This window comes from Pseudomonas sp. GNP013 (assembly GCF_054343995.1).
Window position 1 is genome coordinate 1,099,744 of sequence record NZ_JBTGUT010000001.1, and the last position, 23,629, is coordinate 1,123,372.

16 protein-coding genes and 1 other RNA gene are annotated in these 23,629 nt (G+C 62.3%); 12 read left to right on the forward strand and 5 right to left on the reverse strand.

Annotation, left to right across the window (positions count from 1 at the left end; translation table 11 throughout):
• The first annotated feature begins 216 nt into the window (after positions 1–216).
• Complete coding sequence (locus ACXX81_RS05065; protein ID WP_209983695.1) at positions 217–981, forward strand: GntR family transcriptional regulator; 765 nt, start codon at positions 217–219, stop codon at positions 979–981.
• A 623-nt stretch (positions 982–1,604) separates the two neighbouring features.
• Here the strand turns inward: ACXX81_RS05065 and guaD are convergent.
• The 4 genes from guaD to xdhA all read right to left on the reverse strand — a co-directional run bounded on the left by guaD (position 1,605) and on the right by xdhA (position 7,679).
• On the reverse strand, positions 1,605–2,909 hold the full coding sequence (gene guaD, locus ACXX81_RS05070) for a guanine deaminase (RefSeq protein WP_458571307.1): 1,305 nt from the start codon (positions 2,907–2,909) through the stop codon (positions 1,605–1,607).
• A 12-nt stretch (positions 2,910–2,921) separates the two neighbouring features.
• Entirely contained in the window at positions 2,922–3,761 is an 840-nt protein-coding gene (gene xdhC / locus ACXX81_RS05075; protein WP_231421470.1) for a xanthine dehydrogenase accessory protein XdhC, read from the reverse strand.
• 110 nt (positions 3,762–3,871) lie between these two features.
• A complete protein-coding gene (gene xdhB, locus ACXX81_RS05080; protein ID WP_458571308.1) occupies positions 3,872–6,238 on the reverse strand; it encodes a xanthine dehydrogenase molybdopterin binding subunit in 2,367 nt (788 codons plus the stop codon).
• On the reverse strand, positions 6,231–7,679 hold the full coding sequence (gene xdhA, locus ACXX81_RS05085) for a xanthine dehydrogenase small subunit (protein WP_458571309.1): 1,449 nt from the start codon (positions 7,677–7,679) through the stop codon (positions 6,231–6,233). The genes xdhB and xdhA overlap by 8 nt, the downstream gene beginning before the upstream one ends.
• A gap of 279 nt (positions 7,680–7,958) precedes the next feature.
• Here xdhA and ACXX81_RS05090 point away from each other — a divergent pair, with 279 nt between their 5' ends.
• The 8 genes from ACXX81_RS05090 (at position 7,959) to ACXX81_RS05125 (ending at position 19,016) form a co-directional block, all read left to right on the forward strand.
• The gene (locus ACXX81_RS05090) at positions 7,959–8,618 is read left to right on the forward strand and encodes a GntR family transcriptional regulator (protein WP_209983685.1); all 660 of its coding nucleotides are present in this window, start codon (positions 7,959–7,961) and stop codon (positions 8,616–8,618) included.
• Between the two features lie 2 nt (positions 8,619–8,620).
• A complete protein-coding gene (gene smc / locus ACXX81_RS05095) occupies positions 8,621–12,109 on the forward strand; it encodes a chromosome segregation protein SMC (RefSeq protein WP_458571310.1) in 3,489 nt (1,162 codons plus the stop codon).
• 258 nt (positions 12,110–12,367) lie between these two features.
• Positions 12,368–13,228 (forward strand): cell division protein ZipA, encoded by an 861-nt coding sequence (gene zipA, locus ACXX81_RS05100; RefSeq protein ID WP_209983681.1) that lies wholly within the window; start codon positions 12,368–12,370, stop codon positions 13,226–13,228.
• Positions 13,229–13,315: 87 nt separating this feature from the next.
• Entirely contained in the window at positions 13,316–15,670 is a 2,355-nt protein-coding gene (ligA, locus tag ACXX81_RS05105; protein ID WP_231421474.1) for an NAD-dependent DNA ligase LigA, read from the forward strand.
• Positions 15,671–15,736: 66 nt separating this feature from the next.
• Positions 15,737–16,903, forward strand: coding sequence for a zinc-binding metallopeptidase family protein (locus tag ACXX81_RS05110; protein ID WP_209983677.1), 1,167 nt, complete (start codon positions 15,737–15,739; stop codon positions 16,901–16,903).
• A gap of 143 nt (positions 16,904–17,046) precedes the next feature.
• An RNA gene (ffs, locus tag ACXX81_RS05115) (signal recognition particle sRNA small type) lies at positions 17,047–17,143 on the forward strand.
• Positions 17,144–17,338: 195 nt separating this feature from the next.
• On the forward strand, positions 17,339–18,298 hold the full coding sequence (locus tag ACXX81_RS05120) for an N-acetylmuramidase family protein (RefSeq protein ID WP_458571311.1): 960 nt from the start codon (positions 17,339–17,341) through the stop codon (positions 18,296–18,298).
• 133 nt (positions 18,299–18,431) lie between these two features.
• Positions 18,432–19,016 carry an SH3 domain-containing protein gene (locus ACXX81_RS05125; protein WP_209983655.1) on the forward strand — a complete coding sequence of 195 codons (585 nt, stop codon included), beginning with the start codon at positions 18,432–18,434 and terminating at the stop codon, positions 19,014–19,016.
• Between the two features lie 90 nt (positions 19,017–19,106).
• Here ACXX81_RS05125 and ACXX81_RS05130 read toward each other — a convergent pair whose 3' ends face one another.
• Positions 19,107–19,859, reverse strand: a complete 753-nt coding sequence (locus tag ACXX81_RS05130) for a substrate-binding periplasmic protein (RefSeq protein ID WP_458571312.1) — start codon at positions 19,857–19,859, stop codon at positions 19,107–19,109.
• A 133-nt stretch (positions 19,860–19,992) separates the two neighbouring features.
• On the opposite strand from ACXX81_RS05130, the gene dnaX reads away from it, so the two are divergent.
• From dnaX to curA, 3 genes are all read left to right on the forward strand, one after another.
• Positions 19,993–22,047 carry a DNA polymerase III subunit gamma/tau gene (gene dnaX / locus ACXX81_RS05135; protein ID WP_231421478.1) on the forward strand — a complete coding sequence of 685 codons (2,055 nt, stop codon included), beginning with the start codon at positions 19,993–19,995 and terminating at the stop codon, positions 22,045–22,047.
• Positions 22,048–22,094: 47 nt separating this feature from the next.
• On the forward strand, positions 22,095–22,433 hold the full coding sequence (locus ACXX81_RS05140; protein ID WP_003230417.1) for a YbaB/EbfC family nucleoid-associated protein: 339 nt from the start codon (positions 22,095–22,097) through the stop codon (positions 22,431–22,433).
• Between the two features lie 132 nt (positions 22,434–22,565).
• Positions 22,566–23,600, forward strand: a complete 1,035-nt coding sequence (gene curA, locus ACXX81_RS05145) for an NADPH-dependent curcumin/dihydrocurcumin reductase (protein WP_338483395.1) — start codon at positions 22,566–22,568, stop codon at positions 23,598–23,600.
• Positions 23,601–23,629: the final 29 nt, after the last annotated feature.

Genomic DNA, 23,629 nt, shown 5'->3' on the forward strand with positions numbered 1-23,629 from the left:
TCCTTTTGCCTGGGTATTTGCCGGTGAGGGCGCGGATTCAAGCCTAAACTCAAAGGTAACCGGTCATTGCAATACAGCCGGGGCCGCAAACAGCCGTACAGTGTGTTGGCGTATTGGGTTGTGTACAATGTGCCCCGTTTTCAGGCGATACTTGCCAGCGCCACGCTGTTGCCGTATTACCGTTAATTCGCCGCCGTTCTCCAAACCCGAGTGCCCATGAACGAACAGTTGCAACCTCTCAAGAAACAACCGCGCGCCGGCAAGGCCGGTCGCACCGGCACCCAGGACGATATCGTCTACGCGCATATCTTCGAGGCGATCCTCGAGCAGCGCCTGGCACCCGGCACCAAATTGAGTGAAGAGGCACTGGGCGAAATCTTTGGCGTGAGCCGCACCATCATTCGCCGTGCGCTGTCGCGTCTGGCCCATGAAGGCGTGGTGCTGCTGCGGCCCAATCGCGGTGCGGTGGTTGCCAGCCCGAGTGTCGAAGAGGCCCGCCAGGTGTTCATGGCGCGGCGTCTGGTGGAGCGGGCGATCACTGAATTGGCAGTACAGCACGCCACTGCCGAGCAACTGGCTGAACTGCGCCAGATGGTCAACGACGAGCGCGACAGTTTTTCCCGGGGGGATCGCGGTGCGGGTATTCGTCTCTCCGGCGAATTCCACCTCAAGCTGGCCGAAGCGGCTAAGAATGCGCCGCTGATCAGCTTTCAGCGCAGTCTGGTTTCGCAGACATCATTGATCATTGCTCAGTACGAAAGTGGCAACCGCTCGCACTGTTCCTACGATGAACACACCCAGTTGATCGATGCGATCGAAGCTCGCGATGCGGTGCTGGCGGTGGATTTGATGATGCATCATATGGATCATATCGACAGCAAGCTCAACCTTGATGAGGAAGGGGCTTCGGATGATTTGCATGCGGTGTTTTCGCATTTGCTGCAGACCAGGAAGGCTGGGCGTTCTTCTTTGAAGGTGTGAACACATTTTAAAAGTGTGGGAGGGGGCTTTAATTGTGTACATATCCGTTGCTGCGGTAACGGCTGCTTGCGGTTCCGCCCTTACGGCGGGTCACTTTTTGAAGAGCGCAAAAAGTAACCAAAAACGCTTCGCCCCACCACTCGGCACCTCGCTTAGGCTCGGTGTGCCCGCACTCCGGCTTGAATCCGTGGGCCGCCGCAATGGGCCATCCCTGGCCCAGTGCGGCTAACCCGGCGTCCTGCCGGGTTACCCACGGATTCAAGCCTGCGTTCGGCCAGCGTGGTTGACGGGGCGCCTGAGATCAAGATCAAGATCAAAAGCCAAAGCAAAGCAGAGCAGGTGATGTCCATCAGACCAATGGAGATCCAAATGTGGGAGGGGGCTTGCTCCCGATAGCAGTGGGTCAGCTACCAATAAGTTGACTGACACTCAGCCATCGGGAGCAAGCCCCCTCTCACATTTTGTACAGCGTTCGGCAAACCATTCCGGTCGGCTCTAAGGCTGCCGCGCTCTTGCTTTTGATCTGGGGCACACCGGGCCTGGGCGAGGTGCCGAGCGGTGGGGCGATGTAAGGGTGGAACCGCCAGCACTGGAGATGTACACAATAACCCCGTGGCCAAAAATCAGCGTTCGTGCACCAACCGACCCGCCGCATAGGTCTGCAACACCACCCGATCATCCCCCAGCGTCATCAGCACAAACAACGTCTCGGCAATAGTGTTCGACTGCTTCAAGCGATAACTGAGCAGTGGCGTAGCGTTGTAATCCAGCACCAGAAAATCCGCATCCGAACCCGGTTGCAAGGTCCCGATCCTGTCCTCCAGGCGCAGCGCCCGGGCGCCGCCGAGGGTCGCCAGGTACAACGACTTGAACGGGCTCAACCGCACGCCCCGCAACTGCATGACCTTGTACGCTTCGTTCAGGGTCTGCAGCAGTGAAAAGCTGGTGCCGCCGCCCACATCGGTGCCCAGACCGACATTGAGCTTGTGCTTCTCGGCCATCGGCAGGTTGAACAGCCCGCTGCCCAGAAACAGGTTCGAGGTAGGGCAGAAGGCGACTGCCGAGCCGGTCTCTGCCAGTCGCGCGCATTCGTCGTCACACAGGTGCACGCCGTGGGCGAACACCGAGCGTTCGCCCAGCAGCTTGTAGTGGTCGTACACGTCCAGGTAGCCGCTGCGCTCCGGGAACAGCTCTTTTACCCATTCGACTTCCTGCGTGTTCTCGCTGATGTGGGTCTGCAGGTACAGGTCGGGGTATTCCCCCAGCAACTGCCCGGCCAGTGTCAGTTGCTCCGGCGTGCTGGTGGGCGCAAAGCGCGGGGTGACTGCATAGTGCAGGCGGCCCTTGCCGTGCCAGCGTTCGATCAGCGCCTTGCTGTCCGCGTAGCTGGTTTGGGCGGTGTCGGTGAGGTAGTCCGGTGCGTTGCGGTCCATCATCACTTTGCCGGCGATCATGCGCAGGTCGAGTTTTTGCGCGGCTTCAAAGAACGCGTCCACCGACTGCGGGTGCACACTGCCGAACACCAGCGCCGTGGTGGTGCCGTTGCGCAGCAGTTCCTTGATGAAAATGTCCGCGACGTGCTCGGCATGGGCTTTGTCGGCGAACTGGCTTTCGCAGGGGAAGGTGTAGGTGTTGAGCCAATCGAGCAATTGCTCGCCATAGGCGCCGACCATGCCGGTCTGCGGCAGGTGAATATGGGTGTCGATCAGGCCTGGTGTGATCAGCGCGTCCTGATAATGAACGACTTCGGTGTCGGCGGGCAGGCTCGGCAGCAGGTCGGCGGCGTGGCCGACGGCGCTGATGCGGCCGTTTTCGATCACCAGCAGGCCGTCCTCGAAATACTCGTAGGAGGCTTCGATCCCCACTTCGGCAGGGTCGCCGATGCTGTGCAGGAGGGCGGCGCGGTAGGCTTTGCGAGTCAAAGGCATGAGGGTCTCGATTCAGATAGCTTGGCTGCGACGTGACGCCGGCAGCAGTTTGGCAATGGGTTCGGCGCGGGCAGCGTGCTGGCCGAAACTGGCGTTGTAGGTGGCGATGATTTCGCCGGCGATGGAAATGGCGATCTCCACCGGCAGTTTGCCCTTCACCTCGGTGAGGCCCATGGGGCAGCGCATGCGTTGCAGCTGCGCGGCATCGAAGCCGCGCTCGCGCAGGCGGTGTTCGAACTTGACGCGCTTGGTCCTGGAGCCGATCAGACCGAAGTAGGTGAAGTCATTGCGCTTGAGCAGGGCGGCGCTCAGTGCCAGGTCCAGCGCGTGATTGTGGGTCATGACGATGCAATAGCTGCCCGCTGGCAGGTCGGCAATTTCGTCGACCGGCTCTTCGCTGACGATTTTACGCACGCCCTCGGGAATCTGTTGCGGAAATTCCTGCTCGCGCGAATCGATCCAGCGCACCCGGCACGGCAGGCTCGCCAGCAACGGCACCAGTGCGCGGCCGACATGGCCGGCGCCGAACACCGCGATGTGTGCCTGCACCTGGCCCATGGGCTCGAACAGCAGCACGGTCACGCCGCCACAGCACTGGCCCAGGCTGGCGCCGAGGCTGAAGCGCTCCAGATGAGTGTTCTGCTGGCCGCGCACGAGCATGTCGCGGGCGATCTGCATCGCCTTGTATTCCAGGTGCCCGCCGCCGATGGTGTCGAAGGACCGGTCGGCGCTGATCACCATTTTCGACCCGGCATTGCGCGGGGTGGAGCCGAGCTCTTCGATGATGGTGACAAGCACGCAGGGTTCGCCGCTGGTTTGCAGGTGGGCGAGGGCGCTGATCCAGTTGTTCATGGTGACCTCTTGTGGTGTCTGTCAGGCCGTCATCGCGGGCAAGCCGCTCTTGCAGTCGGAATGCGTTCCCCTGTGGGAGCGGGCTTGCTCGCGAAGGCAGCACCTCGGTCCTAAAGCGAAGCCTGCAACTGCCGCATCTGCTCACACCCCCACAACACCCGCTCCGGCGTCGCCGGCGCATCGATCTTTGGCTGATGGCGGTAATCACCGAGGCTTGCGACCGCATCCTTGATCGCGCACCACGAGGCGATGCCGAGCATGAACGGCGGCTCGCCGACGGCCTTGGAGTGAAACACCGTGTCTTCCGGGTTCTTGCGGTTCTCCACCAGCTTCACCCGCAAATCCAGCGGCATGTCCGCCACCGCCGGGATCTTGTAGCTGGCCGGTCCATTCGTCATCAGCTTGCCCTTGTCGTTCCACACCAGCTCTTCCATGGTCAGCCAGCCCATGCCTTGAATGAAGCCGCCCTCGACCTGGCCGATGTCAATGGCCGGGTTCAGCGAGGCGCCCACGTCATGCAGGATGTCGGTGCGCAGCATCCGGTATTCGCCGGTGAGGGTGTCGACAATCACTTCGCAGCAGGCCGCGCCGAACGCGTAGTAGTAGAACGGCCGCCCGCGCGACTGGCTGCGATCGTAGAAGATTTTCGGGGTCTTGTAGAACCCGGTGCTCGACAGCGACACCTGGGCGAAGTACGCCTGCTGGATCAACGCCTCGAAGCTCAGGATCTGCTCGCGCACGCGCACATGGCCGTTGCGAAATTCCACATCCGCTTCACTCACGTCGTACTTGCGCGCGGCGAATTCCACCAGGCGTTGCTTGATGGTTTCGGCGGCGTTCTGCGCGGCCTTGCCGTTCAGGTCGGCGCCGCTGGAGGCGGCCGTGGGCGAGGTGTTCGGCACTTTATCGGTGTTGGTCGCGGTGATCTGCACGCGGTCGATGTGCACCTGGAAGACCTCGGCCACCACTTGCGCGACCTTGGTGTTCAGGCCCTGGCCCATCTCGGTGCCGCCGTGGTTGAGGTGGATGCTGCCGTCGGTGTAGATGTGGATCAGCGCGCCGGCCTGGTTGAGAAAGCTGGCGGTAAACGAGATGCCGAATTTCACCGGGGTCAGCGCCAGGCCTTTTTTCAGGATCGGGCTGTGGGCGTTGTACTGGCGGATCGCTTCGCGGCGTTCGGCGTATTGGCTGCTGGCTTCAAGCTCGGCGGTCATTTCGTCGAGCATGTTGTGCTCGACGGTCTGGTAGTAGTGGGTGACGTTGCGCTCGGTCTTGCCGTAGTAATTGGCCTTGCGCACCGCCAGCGGGTCGAGCGCGAGGTGGCGGGCGATGGCGTCCATCACTTCTTCGATGGCGACCATGCCCTGCGGGCCGCCGAAGCCGCGATAGGCGGTGTTGGACGCGGTGTTGGTCTTGCAGCGATGACCGTTGACCGTGGCGTCGCCCAGGTAATACGAGTTGTCGGCGTGGAACATCGCGCGGTCGACGATCGAGTTGGACAGGTCCGGCGAGCAGCCGCAGTTGCCCGCCAATTCCAGGTTGATCCCGTGCAGCCGGCCACTGTCGTCAAAACCCACGTCGTATTCGATATAGAACGGGTGGCGCTTGCCGGTCATCAGCATGTCTTCGACGCGCGGCAGGCGCATCTTGGTTGGCTGGCCGGTGAGGCGCGCGACCACTGCACACAGGCAGGCGGGGCTCGCCGCCTGGGTTTCCTTGCCGCCGAAACCACCGCCCATGCGGCGCATGTCGACGACGATTCTATTCATCGACACGTCGAGCACTTCGGCCACCAGTTTCTGTACTTCGGTGGGGTTTTGCGTGGAGCAGTAGACGATCATGCCGCCGTCTTCGGTGGGCATCACCGAGGAAATCTGGGTTTCGAGATAGAAGTGTTCCTGACCGCCGATGTGCAAGGTGCCTTGCAGACGATGTTTGGCCGCGGCCAATGCGCCCGCTGAATCCCCGCGTTGGTGGGTGTGGCTGTCGAGCACGAAGTGTTTGGTGCGGTAGGCTTCGACCACGTCGAGCACCGGTTCCAGGTCTTCGTATTCGATCAGCGCCGCCATCGCGGCTTTGCGCGCGGTGTCGAGGTCGCGGGCGGCCACGGCCAGCACCACCTGACCGACGTATTGCACGGTGTCGATGGCCAGCAGCGGGTCGCCGGGCAGCAACGGGCCGATGTCTTTGAGGCCCGGCACGTCTTCGTGGGTGATGACGATGCGCACACCGTCAAAGGCGTAGCAGGGCGCGGTGTCGATGCTGAGAATGCGCGCGTGGGCGCGGTCGGACAGGCGCGCATACAGGTGCAACTGGTTGGGAAATTCCAGGCGGTCATCGATGTACTGCGCTTCACCGCTGACGTGCTTGGCGGCGCTGTCGTGCTTGACGCTGCGGCCGACGCCAGAGGTGATTTCCCCGGCGAACAGCGCGGCCAGTTCGGCCTGGGTTTTAACGACGGCGTGATGGTTAGACATAAGCGGTCACCCGAGTCTCGATGTGCGGCGTCTGCAGCTCGATGAAGTATTTGCGCAGCAGGTTCTGCGCGCTGAGCAGGCGGTATTCCTTGCTGGCGCGAAAATCCGAGAGCGGGGTGAAGTCCTCGGCCAGGGCGGCGCAGGCGTGTTCGACGGTGGCGGCGTTCCAGGTGGCGCCGACCAGCGCGGCTTCGCAGTGTTTGGCGCGCTTGGGCGTGGCGGCCATGCCACCAAAAGCAACGCGCGCGTGGCGGATTACACCGTTGTCGATCTTCAGGTTGAAGGCGGCGCAGACCGCGGAAATATCATCGTCCAGGCGCTTGGACACCTTGTACGCACGAAACAGCGTGTGGCCCTTGGGCACGATGATTTTTTCGATGAATTCGCTGTCTTGCCGGGCGGTGACGCGGTAGTCGATGAAGTAGTCTTCCAGCGCCAGGGTGCGCCGGGTGTTGCCCTTGCACAGCACGATCTGCGCGCCCAGGGCGATCAGCAGCGGCGGTGAATCGCCAATCGGCGAAGCGTTGCCGATATTACCGCCCAGGGTGCCCTGGTTGCGGATCTGCAGGGAGGCAAAACGCTGCAGCAGTTCGCCAAAATCCGGATAGGCCTGGTGCAACGCGGTGTAGCAGTCGGAGAGGGCGGCGGCGGCGCCGATTTCCAGGCGGTCGTCAAAGGCGTCGATGCGCTTCATCTCGTCGATGTTGCCCACGTAGATCATCACCGGCAGCGTGCGGTGAAACTGCGTGACTTCCAGCGCCAGGTCGGTGCCGCCGGCGAGCAGCCGGGCTTGCGGGTAGGCGTCGTAAAGGTCGGCCAGGTCGGCGACGGTGAGCGGCACCAGGCAGCGTTTGTCGCCGCTGTTCAACTCGCCGGTCTGGGTGGGCGCGATGGCCTTGAGGCGGGCAATGGTCTGGGCCTGGCGACTGTCGAACTGGTCCTGGGGTTTGTTGCAGCAAGCCTGCGCGGCGGCGGCCAGGATCGGGCGGTAGCCGGTGCAGCGGCACAGGTTGCCGGCCAGGGCTTCGTGGGCTTTGTGGCTATCGGGTGAGTCGCTGTTCTTTTGCAGGGCAAACAGCGACATCACAAAGCCCGGCGTGCAAAAGCCGCATTGCGAGCCGTGGCACTCGACCATCGCCTGCTGCACGCTGTGCAACTGGCCCTGGTGCTTGAGGTCTTCGACGCTGATCAATTGTTTGCCGTGCAACGACGAAACAAAGGTCAGGCATGAATTGAGGCTGCGATAACGAATCCGCTCGGCGCCGCTGTCATCGCGGTGCAACTCGCCCACCACCACGGTGCACGCGCCGCAGTCACCGCTGGCGCAGCCTTCCTTGGTGCCGGGCTTGCCCACGTGTTCACGCAGGTAATTGAGCACCGTCAGGTTGGGGTCCAGGGCGTGCTCGCTACGGAGTTCCTGGTTGAGTAAAAACTGGATCACGGAAGGCCTCGCAGATTCATTATTGTTGTAACCGCTTTGCGCCGAATCTAGTCATGTCTGACTTTTCGGTCAATGCTTTTCTGACTTAAGGGTCAAGAAAGCGCGATCACAGCATCCTCAATTAGGGGGCGGGCTTCTGAAGCCGGCGTTTTTACAGGGTGATGAGCTGTAATAACTGCTTATTTCATGCCAAATTCGCCCCTGTGGGCGTAGCGCCATCAGCGAGCCAATGCGCTACACTGCCGCGCTGTCAACGATAGAAGATTTTGAAGGGAAAACATGACGTTCAAGGCGCCGGACAGTCTCGCCGAGCAAATCGCTCACCACCTCGCCGAACGCATTATTCGCGGCGATTTAAAGCCTGGGGAGCGTATCCAGGAACAGAAGGTCACGCTGGCGCTGAATGTCAGCCGTGGTTCCGTGCGCGAAGCCTTGTTGATCCTCGAACGTCGCCACCTCATCGCGATCCTGCCGCGCCGTGGCGCCCACGTCACCGAACTGACGGCGCACAAAGTGCAGAGCCTGTGCACGTTGATGGGCGAGCTGTACATCCTGCTCGGCAATGCGGTCGCCGAGGGCTGGCAGACCCAGGCCGACATGGCGCCGTTCGTGCAGATCCAGCAGCGCCTGGTGAGCAATTTCGAACGCCAGGACATCCGCGCCTTCGTCGAAGAAAGCTTCAATGTGATGCGCGCCGCGTACCCCTTCGCCAACAACCCGTATCTGCAGGAAACCGTCGAGAACCTGCAACCGGCGATGAACCGTGCCTATTACCTGGCCCTGGATCAGCGCAAGGCCAGCATGAGCGAATACCTGGCGCTGTTCGAGCAACTGCTCGCCGCCGTGCTCGAGCGTGACCTGGCGCAGATTCGCGCGGTGCTGTCGGCCTACTGCCAACGCAGCAGCTCGCTGGTGATCGCCGCGTTGGCGGACGCCTAAGCGTGCGGCTCAAGTGCATCAAGCTGGCGGGGTTCAAATCCTTCGTCGACCCGACCACGGTGAACTTCCCCAGTAACATGGCGGCGGTGGTCGGGCCCAATGGGTGCGGCAAGTCGAACATCATCGACGCCGTGCGCTGGGTGATGGGCGAGAGTTCGGCGAAGAACCTGCGTGGCGAGTCGATGACCGACGTCATTTTCAACGGCTCCACCAGCCGCAAGCCCGTGAGCCAGGCCAGCATCGAGCTGGTATTCGACAACTCCGACGGCACCCTGGTCGGCGAATACGCCGCCTACGCCGAAATCTCCATCCGCCGCAAAGTCACCCGCGACAGCCAGAACAGCTATTTCCTCAACGGCACCAAGTGCCGTCGACGTGACATCACCGATATCTTCCTCGGCACCGGCCTGGGCCCGCGTAGCTATTCGATCATCGAGCAGGGCATGATCTCCAAGCTGATCGAAGCCAAGCCTGAGGATCTGCGCAACTTCATCGAAGAAGCCGCCGGCATCTCCAAGTACAAGGAGCGTCGCCGCGAGACCGAAAACCGTATCCGCCGTACCCATGAAAACCTTGCCCGCCTGACCGACCTGCGCGAAGAGCTGGAGCGTCAGTTGGAGCGCCTGCACCGCCAGGCCCAGGCGGCCGAGAAGTATCAGGAATACAAGGGCGAGGAACGCCAGCTCAAGGCGCAGCTGTCAGCCCTGCGCTGGCAGGCGCTGAACGAGCAGGTGGGCCAGCGCGAGGCGATCATCGGCACCCAGGAAATCAGCTTCGAAGCCCTGGTGGCCGAACAGCGCAACGCCGACGCGAGCATCGAGCGCCTGCGTGACGGGCACCATGACCTGTCCGAGCGCTTCAATCTGGTGCAGGGGCGCTTCTATTCGGTGGGCGGCGACATTGCCCGCGTCGAGCAGAGCATCCAGCATGGCCAGCAGCGTCTGCGTCAGTTGCAGGACGATTTGAAGGAAGCTGAGCGCGCGCGCCTGGAAACCGAATCGCACCTGGGCCATGACCGCACTCTGCTGCTGACCCTCGGCGAAGAGCTGGACAGGCTCACCCCGGAGCAGGAAATCACCAGCGCCGCCGCCGAGGAAGCCGCTGCTGCCCTGGAAGAAGCCGAAACCACCATGCACGGCTGGCAGGAGCAGTGGGACGCCTTCAACCTGCAATCGGCCGAACCGCGCCGTCAGGCTGAGGTGCAGCAGTCGCGCATCCAGCAGCTGGAAACCAGCATGGAGCGCCTGGCCGAGCGCCAGCGGCGCATGCTCGAAGAGCGCGCGCTGCTCGCCGCCGACCCTGAAGATGCGGCAATCATGGCCTTGAACGAGCAACTGGCCGAAAGCGAGATGACCCTCGAAGAGCTCGAAGCCAGTGAAGAACAGCAAGTGGAGCGCCTGGAGCAACTGCGTCAGCAATTGCACACGGCGACCCAGGCCCAGCAGCAGGCCCAGGGCGATCTGCAGCGGCTCAATGGCCGGCTGGCGTCGCTTGAGGCCTTGCAGCAAGCGGCCCTGGACCCGGGCACCGGCACCGCCGAATGGCTGCGCGACCAGCACCTGGCCGAGCGTCCGCGCCTGGCCGAAGGCCTGAAGGTGGACGCCGGTTGGGAATTGGCAGTGGAAACCGTTTTGGGTGCCGACCTGCAAGCGGTGCTGGTGGATGATTTCGCCGGCTTTGACCTGGCCGGCTTTGCCCAGGGCGATCTGCGCCTGCTCAGCCCGGACGCCGATGGCAAGCGGGTGCCGGGCAGCCTGCTGGACAAGGTCGAGGCGGCCGTTGACCTGTCGCCGTGGCTGGGCCAGGTCAGGCCGGTTGAATCCCTCGACGAGGCGCTGGCCCAGCGCAGCCAGTTGGCGGCGGGCGAAAGCCTGATCAGCCGCGATGGCTACTGGGTCGGCCGTCACTTCCTGCGGGTGCGCCGCGCCAGCGAAGCCGAAAGCGGCGTGTTGGCCCGTGGCCAGGAAATCGTCAACCTGAGTGCCGAGCGCGAAGAACGCGAAGCCACCCTGGAACGCCTGGAAACCGAACTGCAAACCCTGCGCGCGACCCAGCGCCAGCAGGAAACCGGCCGCGAGCACCTGCGCCGTCTGTTGCAGGACGAAGCGCGCCAGCAGGGCGAATTGAAGGCGCAGCTCTCGGCAAGCAAGGCCAAGGCCGAGCAACTGACCCTGCGCCGCACGCGTCTCGACGAAGAAGTCGCGGAGATGGGCGAACAACGCGCCCTTGAACACGAACAGATCGGCGAAGCGCGCCTGCAGTTGCAGGAGGCCCTCGACAGCATGGCCCTGGACACCGAACAGCGCGAGCTGCTGCTGGCCCAGCGCGACAGCCTGCGCGAACGCCTCGACCGCGTGCGCCAGGAAGCCCGGCAGCACAAGGATCACGCCCATCAGTTGGCGGTGCGCCTGGGTTCAGTGCGCGCCCAGCATGCGTCCACCGCCCAGGCCCTCGAACGCCTGGAGATGCAGTCCGAACGCCTTACCGAAAAACGCGAGCAACTGAGCCTGAACCTGGAGGAGGGCGAAGCGCCGCTGGAAGAGCTGCGCCTCAAACTCGAAGAGTTGCTCGACAAGCGCATGAGTGTCGACGAAGAACTCAAGACCGCGCAGATCGCCCTGGAAGATGCCGACCGCGAATTGCGCGACGCCGAAAAGCGTCGCACCCAGGCCGAGCAGCAATCGCAGTTGATCCGTGGCCAGCTCGAACAACAGCGCATGGAGTGGCAAGCCCTCACCGTGCGCCGCAAGACCCTGCAGGACCAGTTGCTCGAAGACGGCTATGACCTGCACGGCGTGCTCAATACCCTGACCGCCCAGGCCAACGAGAAAGACGCCGAAGAAGAACTCGAACGCATTGCCGCGCGCATTCAGCGTCTGGGCGCGATCAACCTCGCGGCCATCGACGAATACCAGCAGCAGTCCGAGCGCAAACGTTATCTGGATGCTCAGGACGCCGACCTGGTCGAAGCACTGGACACCCTGGAAAACGTGATCCGCAAGATCGACAAGGAGACCCGCAACCGCTTCAAGGATACCTTTGATCAGATTAATGGCGGTTTACAGGCGTTATTCCCGAAAGTTTTCGGCGGTGGCAGCGCTTATCTGGAACTGACGGGCGAAGATCTACTCGATACAGGGGTGACGATCATGGCGCGCCCGCCGGGCAAGAAGAACAGCACCATCCATTTGTTGTCCGGCGGCGAAAAAGCCCTCACCGCACTGGCGCTGGTATTTGCCATCTTCAAGCTCAACCCGGCGCCGTTCTGCATGCTCGACGAAGTGGATGCGCCGCTGGATGATGCGAACGTCGGGCGCTATGCGCGCCTGGTCAAGGAGATGTCCCAGACGGTGCAGTTCATCTATATCACCCACAACAAGATCGCCATGGAAATGGCCGATCAACTGATGGGGGTGACGATGCACGAACCGGGGTGTTCGCGATTGGTGGCGGTGGATGTCGAAGAAGCGCTGAAGATGGTGGAGTCTTGAGCGCGGCCATTGGCGCCAATGCAGGGGGCGATAAAGGGCGTTTTACCGGTCTGAAGAAAGTGGCAAATGGACATATTTGCTCAAGGCATTTTGACAGACGGTGTAAAGTTATCTTTGGTCGTGCTAGTTTAATGTGAATTTTCGTGTACGTGGGCAAAACGTCAGTCAGAACATAGAGTTGGCGCCACGTTTTAAAGCGGTTTGCACGGTGCTAAACCCCTTATTTTTCAGCATTTTTTATTAGAGGCACGGGATTACATGGAAATCGGTCTGCGCGAGTGGCTGATCGTCATCGGCATCATTGTGATTGCCGGTATTCTTTTTGATGGCTGGCGCCGCATGCGCGGCGGCAAGGGCAAGCTTAAGTTTCGTCTGGACCGCAACCTGTCCAACTTGCCCGACGACGACGGCAGCGCCGAGCTGCTGGGGCCGCCCCGTGTGCTCGATACCCATAAAGAGCCGCAGTTGGACGAGCATGACCTGCCGTCGATGAGCGCGCCGCAGCGTGAAGCCCGCGAGCCGACCAAGCGTGGCAAGCGTGGCAGTGCAGGCGCCGCCGAACCGCACCAGGGTGACTTGAATCTCGACGTGGAAGAAGGCCCGAGCTTCAGCAGCCGCGACGATGATTTCCCCGATGAAAACGTCGGCAAGCAGGCCTCGCGTCAGTCAGTCAGCGACCAGCCGGCCGCCGAGGAAGTGCTGGTGATCAGCGTGATCTGCCGCGACGCCGGTGGTTTCAAAGGCCCGGCGCTGTTGCAGAACATTCTCGAAAGCGGCCTGCGCTTTGGCGAGATGGATATTTTCCATCGTCACGAAAGCATGGCCGGTAACGGCGAAGTGCTGTTCTCCATGGCCAACGCGGTCAAGCCGGGCACCTTCGACCTGGACGACATCGACCTGTTCAGCACCCCGGCAGTGAGTTTCTTCCTTGGCCTGCCAGGCCCGCGTCACCCGAAACAGGCGTTCGACGTGATGGTGGCGGCAGCCCGCAAGCTGTCCCAGGAACTCAACGGCGAACTCAAGGACGACCAGCGCAGCGTGCTGACCGCCCAGACCATCGAGCATTACCGTCAACGCATCGTCGAGTTCGAGCGTCGCGCCCTGACACAGAAACGCTGAGGTTCGATCTTAAGCGTTGTCTGTAGAATCCGTGCACTAACATATTGAGCAGCTTCGGCTGCTCTTTTGCTTTATGAGAGAACACCCATGACCGCCGCCCATACCCGTATTCTCGAGCTGCGCGCTGAATTGGATCAGCACAACTACCGCTACCACGTGCTCGACGAGCCGAGCATTCCGGACGCCGAGTACGACCGCCTGTTTCATGAGCTCAAGGCGCTGGAGGCCGAGCATCCTGAGCTGGTGACGCGCGATTCGCCGACGCAGCGGGTGGGCAGTGCGGCGCTGTCGGCGTTTACCCAGGTGCGCCATGAGATTCCCATGCTCAGCCTGGGCAACGCGTTCGATGAGAGCAGCATGCTGGAGTTTGATCGGCGCGTGACCGAGGGCCTGGACCTGCCGGCCGGCGACCTCTTTGGCGCTGTCGAGTACAGCTGCGAACCCAAGCTCGATGGCCTGGCGGTCAGCCTTTTGTATCAGGACGGCGAGCTGGTGCGTGGCGCCACCCGTGGCGACGGCACCACCGGCGAAGACATCAGCGTCAACGTGCGCACCGTGCGCAATATCCCGCTCAAACTGCACGGCAGCGGCTGGCCGGCGACGTTGGAAGTGCGCGGCGAAGTGTTCATGTCCAAGGCCGGTTTCGAGCGCCTCAACGCGTCGCAGCTGGAAGTCGGCGGCAAGACCTTCGCCAACCCGCGCAACGCGGCAGCCGGCAGCCTGCGCCAGTTGGACTCGAAGATCACCGCCAGTCGCCCGCTGGAATTCTGCTGCTATGGCATCGGCCAGGTGACGGCGGACATCAGCGACAGCCATATCGGTAACCTGCAGCAGCTGCAGCAGTGGGGCCTGCCGATCAGTCATGAACTGAAACTGGCCAAGGGCATTCAGGATTGCCTCGACTACTACCGCGACATCGGCGAGCGGCGTAACAGCCTGCCCTATGAAATCGACGGCGTGGTGTTCAAGGTCAACCGCATTGCCTCCCAGCGCGAACTGGGGTTTCGTGCCCGCGAACCGCGCTGGGCCATTGCCCATAAATTCCCGGCCATGGAAGAACTCACCGAACTGCTCGATGTGGAATTCCAGGTCGGCCGTACCGGCGCCGTCACCCCGGTGGCGCGCCTGAAACCGGTGAAAGTGGCCGGCGTGACGGTGTCCAACGCCACCTTGCACAACATGGATGAAGTGGCGCGCCTGGGCCTGATGATCGGCGACACGGTGATCATCCGCCGCGCCGGAGACGTGATCCCGCAGGTGGTCTCGGTGGTGACCGAACGCCGCCCCGGGCACGCCCGCGCGGTGCAGATCCCCGAGCACTGCCCGGTGTGCGGCTCCCATGTGGAGCGCACGCAGCTGGTCAAGCGCAGCAAGGGCAAGGAAACCGTCAGCGAGGGCGCGGTGTACCGTTGCGTCGGCCGCCTGGCCTGTGGTGCGCAGCTCAAGCAGGCGATTATCCATTTTGTCTCGCGCCGGGCCATGGACATTGACGGCCTGGGCGACAAGACCATCGAGCAACTGGTGGATGAAAAGCTCATCGGTTCGCCAGCTGACCTCTACAAGCTCACGTACGAGCAGATCATCGACCTGGAAGGCTTCGCCGATATTTCCAGCAAGAAGCTGATCACCGCGATTGAAAACAGCAGGACGCCGACCCTGGCGCGCTTTATCTATGCCCTCGGCATTCCCGATGTGGGCGAGGAGACCGCCAAGGTGCTGGCACGCTCTCTGGCCTCGCTGGAGCGGGTGCAGCAGGCCTTGCCGCAGGTGCTGACGTACTTGCCGGACGTGGGCCTGGAAGTGGCGCACGAGATTCATAGCTTCTTCGAAGACGCTCATAACCGGCAGGTGATCGGCGCGCTGCTGTCGCCGGACGAATGTGGCCTGCAGGTGCAGGATCAGGGTGACCTGAGCGCCGAGTTCGCCGCCAGCACCACCCTGGGCGGCTTGCTCGACAAACTGCACGTACCGTCCGTCGGCCCGGGCGCGGCGCAGAAACTCGCCGATAAGTTCGGCAGCCTCGAAGGCGTAATCAAGGCCGACTGGCTCGACATGCGCCAGGCGCTGCCCGAGAAGCAGGCCAAGGCGGTGCGCGAGTACTTCGATAACCCGGCAAACGCCAGCCACGCGTTGGCCATCGAGCAGCAGCTCAAGGACTTCGGTATGCACTGGGAGAGCGAGAAAAAGGTCGTCGAAGGCCTGCCGGAAGCCGGGCACACCTGGGTCCTCACCGGCTCTCTGGAGTTGATGAGCCGTGACGTGGCCAAGGAAAAGCTCGAAAGCCTGGGCGCCAAGGTGGCCGGTTCCGTGTCGGCGAAAACCCACTGCGTGGTGGCTGGGCCAGGGGCAGGATCCAAGTTGGCCAAGGCCAGCGAGCTGGGGCTCAAAGTGCTGGATGAGGCCGCCTTTGTGGCGTTTCTGAGCAAGTACGGCAAAGCCTGACGCTGCGCGCGGGAACGATCCCGTGCGCAAGGTGATCTAGTCTCTGTCTTCCCGTGAGAGATCGCCATGTTCCGCTACTTCGAGCAACTCAGTTCGCGCATCGCCGCCCCGTTCATGGCCGGATCCTCGCGTAACAGCAAGGTCTGGCAATGCCGCTGCGGCCAGTCGCTGTTTTTTCGCAACAGCCAGTGCCTGGCCTGCTCGGCCCTGCTGGGCTACCACCCGCAGCAGAGCCGGCTGTCGTCGCTGCAACCGGGCCCGGTGGTCGACACCTGGCAGATGGATGACAACCTCGACGCCGGCGCCTTTCGCCGTTGCGCCAACCTCGACACCCCGGCGGCGTGCAACTGGCTGATCCCGGCCCACAGCACCGACACGCTGTGCGTGGCCTGCAGCCTGAACCGCACCATTCCCGACCTGTCGATTGCAGAAAATCACGAACGCTGGGGCAAGGTCGAGACGGCCAAGCGTCGGCTCGTCGCACAGTTGATCAGCCTGGGCCTGCAAGTGGTGCCCAAAAGCGTGGATGAAGAGGCGGGCCTGGCGTTCGACTTCGTCGGTGTCGACCTTGAAGGCAATGCACCCACCACCGGGCATGCCAACGGCCTGATCACCCTCGACATCAAGGAAGCCGACGACGCTCACCGCGAGAAGGTCCGCGTGCAGATGCACGAGCCCTACCGCACCTTGCTCGGGCATTTTCGTCATGAAGTCGGCCATTATTACTGGGATCGTCTGATCGCCAACAGCCACTGGCTGCAGCCATATCGCGACCTGTTCGGCGACGAACGCGCCAGTTACGCCGAGGCGCTCGACCAGCACTACCAGCACGGCCCGCGTGCCGACTGGCAGCAGACCTGCGTGAGCGCCTACGCCACCATGCACCCGTGGGAAGACTGGGCGGAAACCTGGGCCCACTACCTGCACATGATGGACGCCGTCGACACCGCCCTGGGCTTTGGCATGAGTGCCCGTGAGATGGACCTGGATTACCAGCCGTTCCCCCTCACCACCCTCTATGACCCCGAGCATCCCGGTGGCCCGGCGTTCCTGTCGTTCGTCAACGCCTGGATCGAACTGGCCGGCATGCTCAACGAACTGTCACGCAGCATGGGCCAGCCGGATTTCTACCCCTTTGTGCTGCCACCTGCAGTGATCGCCAAGCTGCACTTCATTCACCTGGTGATTCAGGAAGAGGGCGGCCGGGCTGATGAGGTCCTGCTGGCAAAATGAAAGAGCGCCAATGGTGAGGCGCAAGTCTCTGGCAAGTGCTTGAACCAGCGGATATTTTTAATCCGGCACCAACGGTTGTAACTTCCGATGAGATCGGTACAATGGCCCCGCTTGCCGAGAGGCAGGCGTCGTTATGGTGACCCCATCGGTCCCCCCGCAACGATTACCCGTGAACCTGGTCAGAGCCGGAAGGCAGCAGCCACAGCGGGAACATTGTGTGCCGGGGTGTGGCTGGTGGGGTTGCCTCCATAACGCTCTCCCTCCTGATTCAACTCACCCTCCTTTTATTCAGCCTTCTGCCCATTTTTCATGGCGCGGACGATTTCGGCTGGACAGCGTCAAACTGCCTGCTAATTTCAATCATGCAAATGACCTCAGTGCTGGAGTAGTGAAGAAGTGAAGGCGCTCATTTCCTGAAGACTTAGGATGATTGCCATGACCACTTCTGCAGATTTATCCGGTGCTATCGGTGCTTCAGTCGGCACCGCTGCCAAAGCCAGCAATGTGCCCGCTGACGTCAAATTCATTCAACAGCTGTTCAATCTGATCGCCCCCACCTCCGCGACGCCCCTGGTGGTAGACGGCAAATGCGGGCCGCTGTTGATCCAGCGTATTAGCGACTTCCAGAAAACTCGCCTCAATGTGATCAGCCCCGACGGGGTCATTGATCCGGGCGGCAGGACATTTAAGAGTCTGCTCGAGGATGCGCGCAAGGCCGGGCAACCTGCTGCGGCGGTTCAATCGCCGGTTCAGGCTGTGTCGGACAAGCAGCAGTTGGTCAACCAGGCCACCTGCGACGGTAACGTGAACCTCAGCGACGCCGACTTCAAGCGTGCGGCCCTTGCGTTGGGCAACGGCATCGAGGTGAATATCATCAAGGCGTTCGCCATCGTGGAGTCGAGCGGACGATCCGGATTCGGGCCGGAAAAATTCCCGGTGCTCGCCTACGAGCGGCACATCTTCCATAAATACACCCAGAAAAAGTATGCCAGTACCCATCCCAATCTTTCAGCCCCCTGCATGGTAAAGGCCGACACGCAATGGCGAATCAATAACAAGAATCAGGCCACCGCCTGGCAAACCTTGCGGGCGGCGTACAGCCTGGATCAGAAGGCTGCATTGATGTCCGCGTCTTACGGCATGTTTCAGATCATGGGCTTCAATTTTGCAGCGTGTGGTTTCAAGGATGTGTTTGATTTTGTTGCTGCGATGAAGCTCAACGCCGGCCAGCAGTTGAATGCGTTTGTGGGTTTTTGCAGCAAGAATGCGGCGTTGGTCAAGGCCATGAAGGCCCGGGATTATGCTGGGATGGCCCGTCACTACAATGGTCGGCAATACGGCGATTACGACCAGCGAATCAAAAAGGCTTATGAAAAGCTGCAAGCCACTAAATAGCGGGCTTACCTGGGCTGTTTCTCGGCAGGAAACAGCCTATGGACAACCCCGAACCGGCTTGTTAGCGTCCGCCGGCCTCTTGCTTATCGCGTGGCAACTGTGCGCAATTGATAGTGAACTGGGGAAAGACACGATGATCCGTTTTCTGGCGATGGGTGTGTTGTCGTTATGCGTTGTTGGCCCTGCCTTGGCGGCCGAACTGCATTCGGGCAGATACGAAGGCTTGATGCTGGCCGTGACGCCGCAGCATGAGGTCGAAGGCTATTACGCCGAACAAATGGGCGAAGGTGTGACGCGCGGTTGCGCGTTCTACCTGCAAGGCAAGCCCGACGCGCTGACCACTTGGCTCGACGCCGCCTACCCCGGCAGCGTGGCGCCGTCAGTCGATGGCGTGACGTTGACTGTGGAGCAGGGCCGGCAGCATCCCGGTTGCATGACTGTGCTGATGCCCGAGATCGCCACCGGCCTGGACTTGAGCGAGACTGCCGATACGCAATGGATCGGTCTGGTGACCGTGTCGGCCGACAAGGCCTACCTGCTTGAATCGCCGGGCGCCGACGCTGCCAAGCGCCCTTACATCGTCAAGCATGACGTGGTGGGTGTGCTGGCCTTCAAGGATGGCTGGGCCCAGGTCGAGTTCACCAATGCCGGGGATCGCACCTACACCGGCTGGATCAGCCAGGATCAGTACGCTCGGTTGACTGCGCCGAAAAGCTGACCTCAACGACACACACAATCCAGGTGTGGGAGGGAGCAAGCCCCCTCCCACATGGTTTTTCTGAGTTAAGCGAAGGTCCCTTGCCGGTCTTCAGTCCGCAGGGGCATTGGCGGCGGGGCGCCCGGTGTACAACTGGATAATGCCGTCGATTTCCCCCGACCTCTTCATTTGCTGCAAGGTGCGCAGGATCTGTTGCACCGGCACGTCCGGGGCATTGCGCACCACGCACCTGAGGTCTTGCTCTTCAATTGTCGCCACCTTGTGCAAGCGCCGCCCAACCGGGACTTTCTGATTGAAGCGATCAACGATCCATTCATTCATCACCGCATAGTCGAAGCGCCCGGCCACCAGCTTTTGCAGCACCTGTTCCTCGCTGCGGGCATCGTCGCGGCTGAGCTGGCCGCTGGCAAACAGCAGGTCGAGCAGGGGGTAGCGGTAGTTGAGCACCGTGCCGATCGGTTGCGCGGCCAGCTCGTCCACCTTCACCGGCTGGCTGTTGATGCTGACCAGCACATCGCGCTGCACCATCAGCGGCACGCTCCAGCTGTAGTCGCCCGACAGGTCGTTGACCCAGGCCTGGGCCACGTAACAGCGCACATCAATGTCGCCATGGGCCATGGCTGCCGCAATCCGCACCCGCGACAGCACATGGAAACTGATCGGGCGGCCGACCTGGGTGGCCAGGCTCGACATGAGCTCGTACACAATCCCTTGGGTGGGCACGCCGCCCTCCAGTTGCACCACCGGCATCGCCCAGCTGTCGGAAACCGAGAAACGCAGCGGCGCAGGGGCCGCCAGGGTGGCCGTGGCTATCATCCATAAAGCGCCCAGAACTACGCGCATATGCCCTCCATGTTCAGGCCTTCGAGAGGCGGTTGAGCACAGCTTAGTCAGATTAGACGAGCGTGCCGGATGCAATTTCCCCCTTGCTCCGCTAGCATTACCGGCTTCCGCTTCCCAGTTGCGACGGTTTTCGATGAGTTATCAGGTTCTTGCACGTAAATGGCGCCCGCGCTCGTTCCGCGAAATGGTCGGCCAGACCCATGTGCTCAAGGCTCTGATCAATGCCTTGGACAGCCAGCGGCTGCACCATGCCTACCTGTTCACCGGTACGCGGGGGGTGGGCAAGACCACCATCGCGCGCATCATCGCCAAGTGCCTGAACTGCGAAACCGGTATCACCTCCACACCCTGCGGTACCTGCTCGGTGTGCCGCGAGATCGACGAAGGGCGCTTCGTCGACCTGATCGAGATCGACGCCGCGAGCCGCACCAAGGTCGAAGACACCCGCGAACTGCTCGACAACGTGCAGTACGCCCCCAGCCGCGGCCGCTTCAAGGTCTACCTGATCGACGAAGTGCACATGCTCTCCAGCCATTCCTTCAACGCGTTGTTGAAAACCCTGGAAGAGCCGCCGCCCTACGTTAAATTCATCCTGGCCACCACCGACCCGCAGAAACTTCCAGCGACGATTTTGTCGCGGTGCCTGCAATTCTCCCTGAAAAACATGACCCCGGAGCGCGTGGTCGAGCATCTGACCCACGTGCTCGGCGTCGAGAACGTACCGTTCGAGGACGACGCACTGTGGCTGCTCGGCCGCGCCGCCGATGGTTCGATGCGCGACGCCATGAGCCTCACCGACCAGGCCATCGCCTTCGGTGAAGGCAAGGTCATGGCCGCCGATGTGCGCGCCATGCTGGGCACCCTGGACCACGGCCAGGTGTTCGACGTGCTGCACGCGCTGATCGAGGGCGACGCAAAGGCACTGCTCGAAGCGGTGCGCCATTTGTCGGAGCAGGGCCCGGACTGGAACGGCGTGCTCTCGGAAATACTCAACGTGCTGCACCGCGTCGCCATCGCCCAGGCGCTGCCTGAAGGCGTCGACAACGGCCATGGTGACCGCGACCGCGTTTTGGCCCTGGCCCAGGCGCTGCCGGCCGAAGATGTGCAGTTCTATTACCAGATGGGCCTGATCGGCCGCCGCGACCTGCCGCTGGCGCCGGACCCGCGCGGTGGCTTCGAGATGGTGCTGCTGCGCATGCTGGCCTTCCGGCCCGCCGACTCGGCCGACGCGCCGAGGCAGCCGCTAAAGCCAGTGGGGATCAGCCAGGCCACAGTTGATTCCGCCAACTCCGTGGCGGGTGCGGCGGTGGTTGCGCCGGTGGCGACTGCGCCTGTTGTGCCGGAGCCGGCGCCGGCGCCAGAGCCATTGCCCGAGCCGGCGCCGGTCGTGGTCGAACCCGAGGCTGAGCCCGAGGCGATTGTCGATCTGCCCTGGAACGAGCAGGCCCCAGTCGAGCCCGAACCCGGACAGCAGCCCGCCGTGGAGCCCGTGCTGGAAACCACCGGCGAGCAGCCCGAACTGACGCCGATGCCCACGCCGACCCCGGACAGCGTGGTGCCGGATGCCCCCGAGTGGGTGTCTGCGCCGGTGCCCGAGCCGACCGTTGCGCAGGTGGAAGCCGCCGTTCCGGCTATCGACCTCGACGACGAACCGCCACTGGACGAAGATTACATCGAGCCGGATATGGATTCGGCCTACAGCTACCTGGACGAACTGGCCAGTGAACACGTTGCCGAACCGGCTCCGGAGCCCGAGGCGGAACCCGCCGCAGCCCCGGCCACCGGTCTGGCGCTGCAATGGCTGGAGTTGTTCCCGAAACTGCCGATTTCCGGCATGACCGGCAGCATTGCCGCCAACTGCACCCTGATCGCCATCGACGGCGACCACTGGCTGCTGCACCTGGACCCGGCCCACAGCGCCCTGTTCAACGCGACCCAGCAGCGCCGGCTCAACGATGCGCTCAACCAGTACCACGGGCGCACGTTGACCATCGCCATCGAGCTGATCAAACCTGAGCAGGAAACCCCGGCCCAGGCCGCGACCCGTCGGCGCATCAACCGCCAGCGCGATGCGGAACAGTCGATCCAGGCTGATCCGCTCGTCCAGCAGATGATGCAGCAGTTCGGTGCGGTGGTGCGTCACGATACTATTGAACCTGTCGAGGCTCCGGTGACCCAAGCGTCATGACACCGGGCTGTTAACTGTTTGATCCACGTACTTTTGAGGTGATTCCCATGATGAAAGGTGGCATGGCCGGCCTGATGAAGCAGGCGCAGCAGATGCAGGAAAAGATGGCCAAGATGCAGGAAGAACTGGCCAACGCCGAAGTCACCGGCAAGGCCGGTGGCGATATGGTCAGCGTGGTAATGACGGGTCGTCACGACATCAAGCGCGTGAGCATCGACCCAAGCGTGCTGCCGGGCGTGGGCGAAGATGACCTGGAAATGCTCGAAGCGCTGTTTGCCTCGGCCGTCAATGACGCCGTGCGCAAGATCGAAGCCAACAGCCAGGACAAAATGTCCGGCATGACCGCCGGCATGCAGATGCCGCCGGGAATGAAGCTGCCGTTCTGATCGTTCAGCCTGGACTGCACGTCAATGCCAGGCCTTGCGCCTGGCATTTTTGTTTGTGCCGATCCGATCGAACCCCGGCATGACACTCGCGGTCTGCACCCTATACCGATGATTTCGATAAGGAGCACCCTGATGTCTCAAGAACCGACTCTCAACCAGCGCATCGTCCTGGTTTCGCGCCCCCAAGGCGCACCGACGCCGGAAAACTTCCGCCTGGAACGTGTGACGCTGCCGGAGCTGGCGGACGGCCAGGTGCTGCTCAAGACGTTGTACCTGTCCCTCGACCCTTACATGCGTGGCCGCATGAGCGACGCACCGTCTTACGCGGCGCCGGTGGAAATCGACGAGGTGATGACCGGCGGCGCCGTCAGCCGTGTCGAGCAATCGCGCAATCCGAAATTCGAAGTGGGTGACCTGGTGGTCGGTTCCACCGGCTGGCAGAGCCACAGCATTTGCGATGGCAGTAACCTGGTGCCGGTGCCCAATGGCCTGGCCAGCCCGTCGATGGCGCTGGGCGTGCTGGGTATGCCGGGCATGACCGCCTACATGGGCTTGATGGACATCGGCCAGCCCAAGGCCGGCGAAACCCTGGTAGTGGCGGCGGCTTCCGGCGCGGTGGGTTCGGTGGTGGGGCAGGTGGCCAAGCTCAAGGGCCTGCGCGTGGTCGGCATCGCCGGCGGTGCGCAAAAATGCCGCTACGTGGTGGACGAGCTGGGCTTCGACGCCTGCGTCGACCACAAGAGCGAGGATTTCGCCAACGAACTGGCCGTGGCCTGTGCCAACGGCGTCGACATTTATTACGAAAACGTCGGCGGCAAGGTGTTTGATGCGGTGCTGCCGCTGCTCAATGCCAAGGCGCGCATTCCCCTGTGTGGCTTGATCGCCGGCTACAACGCCAACGAAGCGCCCACCGGCCCTGATCGCCTGCCGGCGCTGCAACGCACCCTGCTGACCAAGCGCGTGCGTATTCAGGGCTTTATCGTGTTCGACGACTATGGCGACCGCCAGCCGGAATTCCTCAGCGCCATGGCGCCATGGGTGCGCGAGGGCAAGATCAAGTTCCGCGAGGACGTGGTCGACGGCCTGGAACAGGCGCCCGAGGCGTTTATCGGTTTGCTCGAAGGACGCAACTTCGGCAAGTTGGTGGTACGCGTCGCGCAGGATTGAGCATTTGACGCTAATCCGAGGCGCGGGTA

Bases quoted from the DNA above. Each gene is read 5' to 3' on its own strand.
- ACXX81_RS05065 (WP_209983695.1), top strand. From the start codon at position 217: ATGAACGAACAGTTGCAACCTCTCAAGAAACAACCGCGCGCCGGCAAG.
- guaD (WP_458571307.1), bottom strand. From the start codon at position 2,909: ATGCCTTTGACTCGCAAAGCCTACCGCGCCGCCCTCCTGCACAGCATC.
- ACXX81_RS05140 (WP_003230417.1), top strand. From the start codon at position 22,095: ATGATGAAAGGTGGCATGGCCGGCCTGATGAAGCAGGCGCAGCAGATG.
- ligA (WP_231421474.1), top strand. From the start codon at position 13,316: ATGACCGCCGCCCATACCCGTATTCTCGAGCTGCGCGCTGAATTGGAT.
- xdhC (WP_231421470.1), bottom strand. From the start codon at position 3,761: ATGAACAACTGGATCAGCGCCCTCGCCCACCTGCAAACCAGCGGCGAA.
- ACXX81_RS05110 (WP_209983677.1), top strand. From the start codon at position 15,737: ATGTTCCGCTACTTCGAGCAACTCAGTTCGCGCATCGCCGCCCCGTTC.
- dnaX (WP_231421478.1), top strand. From the start codon at position 19,993: ATGAGTTATCAGGTTCTTGCACGTAAATGGCGCCCGCGCTCGTTCCGC.
- ACXX81_RS05130 (WP_458571312.1), bottom strand. From the start codon at position 19,859: ATGCGCGTAGTTCTGGGCGCTTTATGGATGATAGCCACGGCCACCCTG.
- ACXX81_RS05120 (WP_458571311.1), top strand. From the start codon at position 17,339: ATGACCACTTCTGCAGATTTATCCGGTGCTATCGGTGCTTCAGTCGGC.
- ACXX81_RS05090 (WP_209983685.1), top strand. From the start codon at position 7,959: ATGACGTTCAAGGCGCCGGACAGTCTCGCCGAGCAAATCGCTCACCAC.
- curA (WP_338483395.1), top strand. From the start codon at position 22,566: ATGTCTCAAGAACCGACTCTCAACCAGCGCATCGTCCTGGTTTCGCGC.
- ACXX81_RS05125 (WP_209983655.1), top strand. From the start codon at position 18,432: ATGATCCGTTTTCTGGCGATGGGTGTGTTGTCGTTATGCGTTGTTGGC.
- xdhB (WP_458571308.1), bottom strand. From the start codon at position 6,238: ATGTCTAACCATCACGCCGTCGTTAAAACCCAGGCCGAACTGGCCGCG.
- zipA (WP_209983681.1), top strand. From the start codon at position 12,368: ATGGAAATCGGTCTGCGCGAGTGGCTGATCGTCATCGGCATCATTGTG.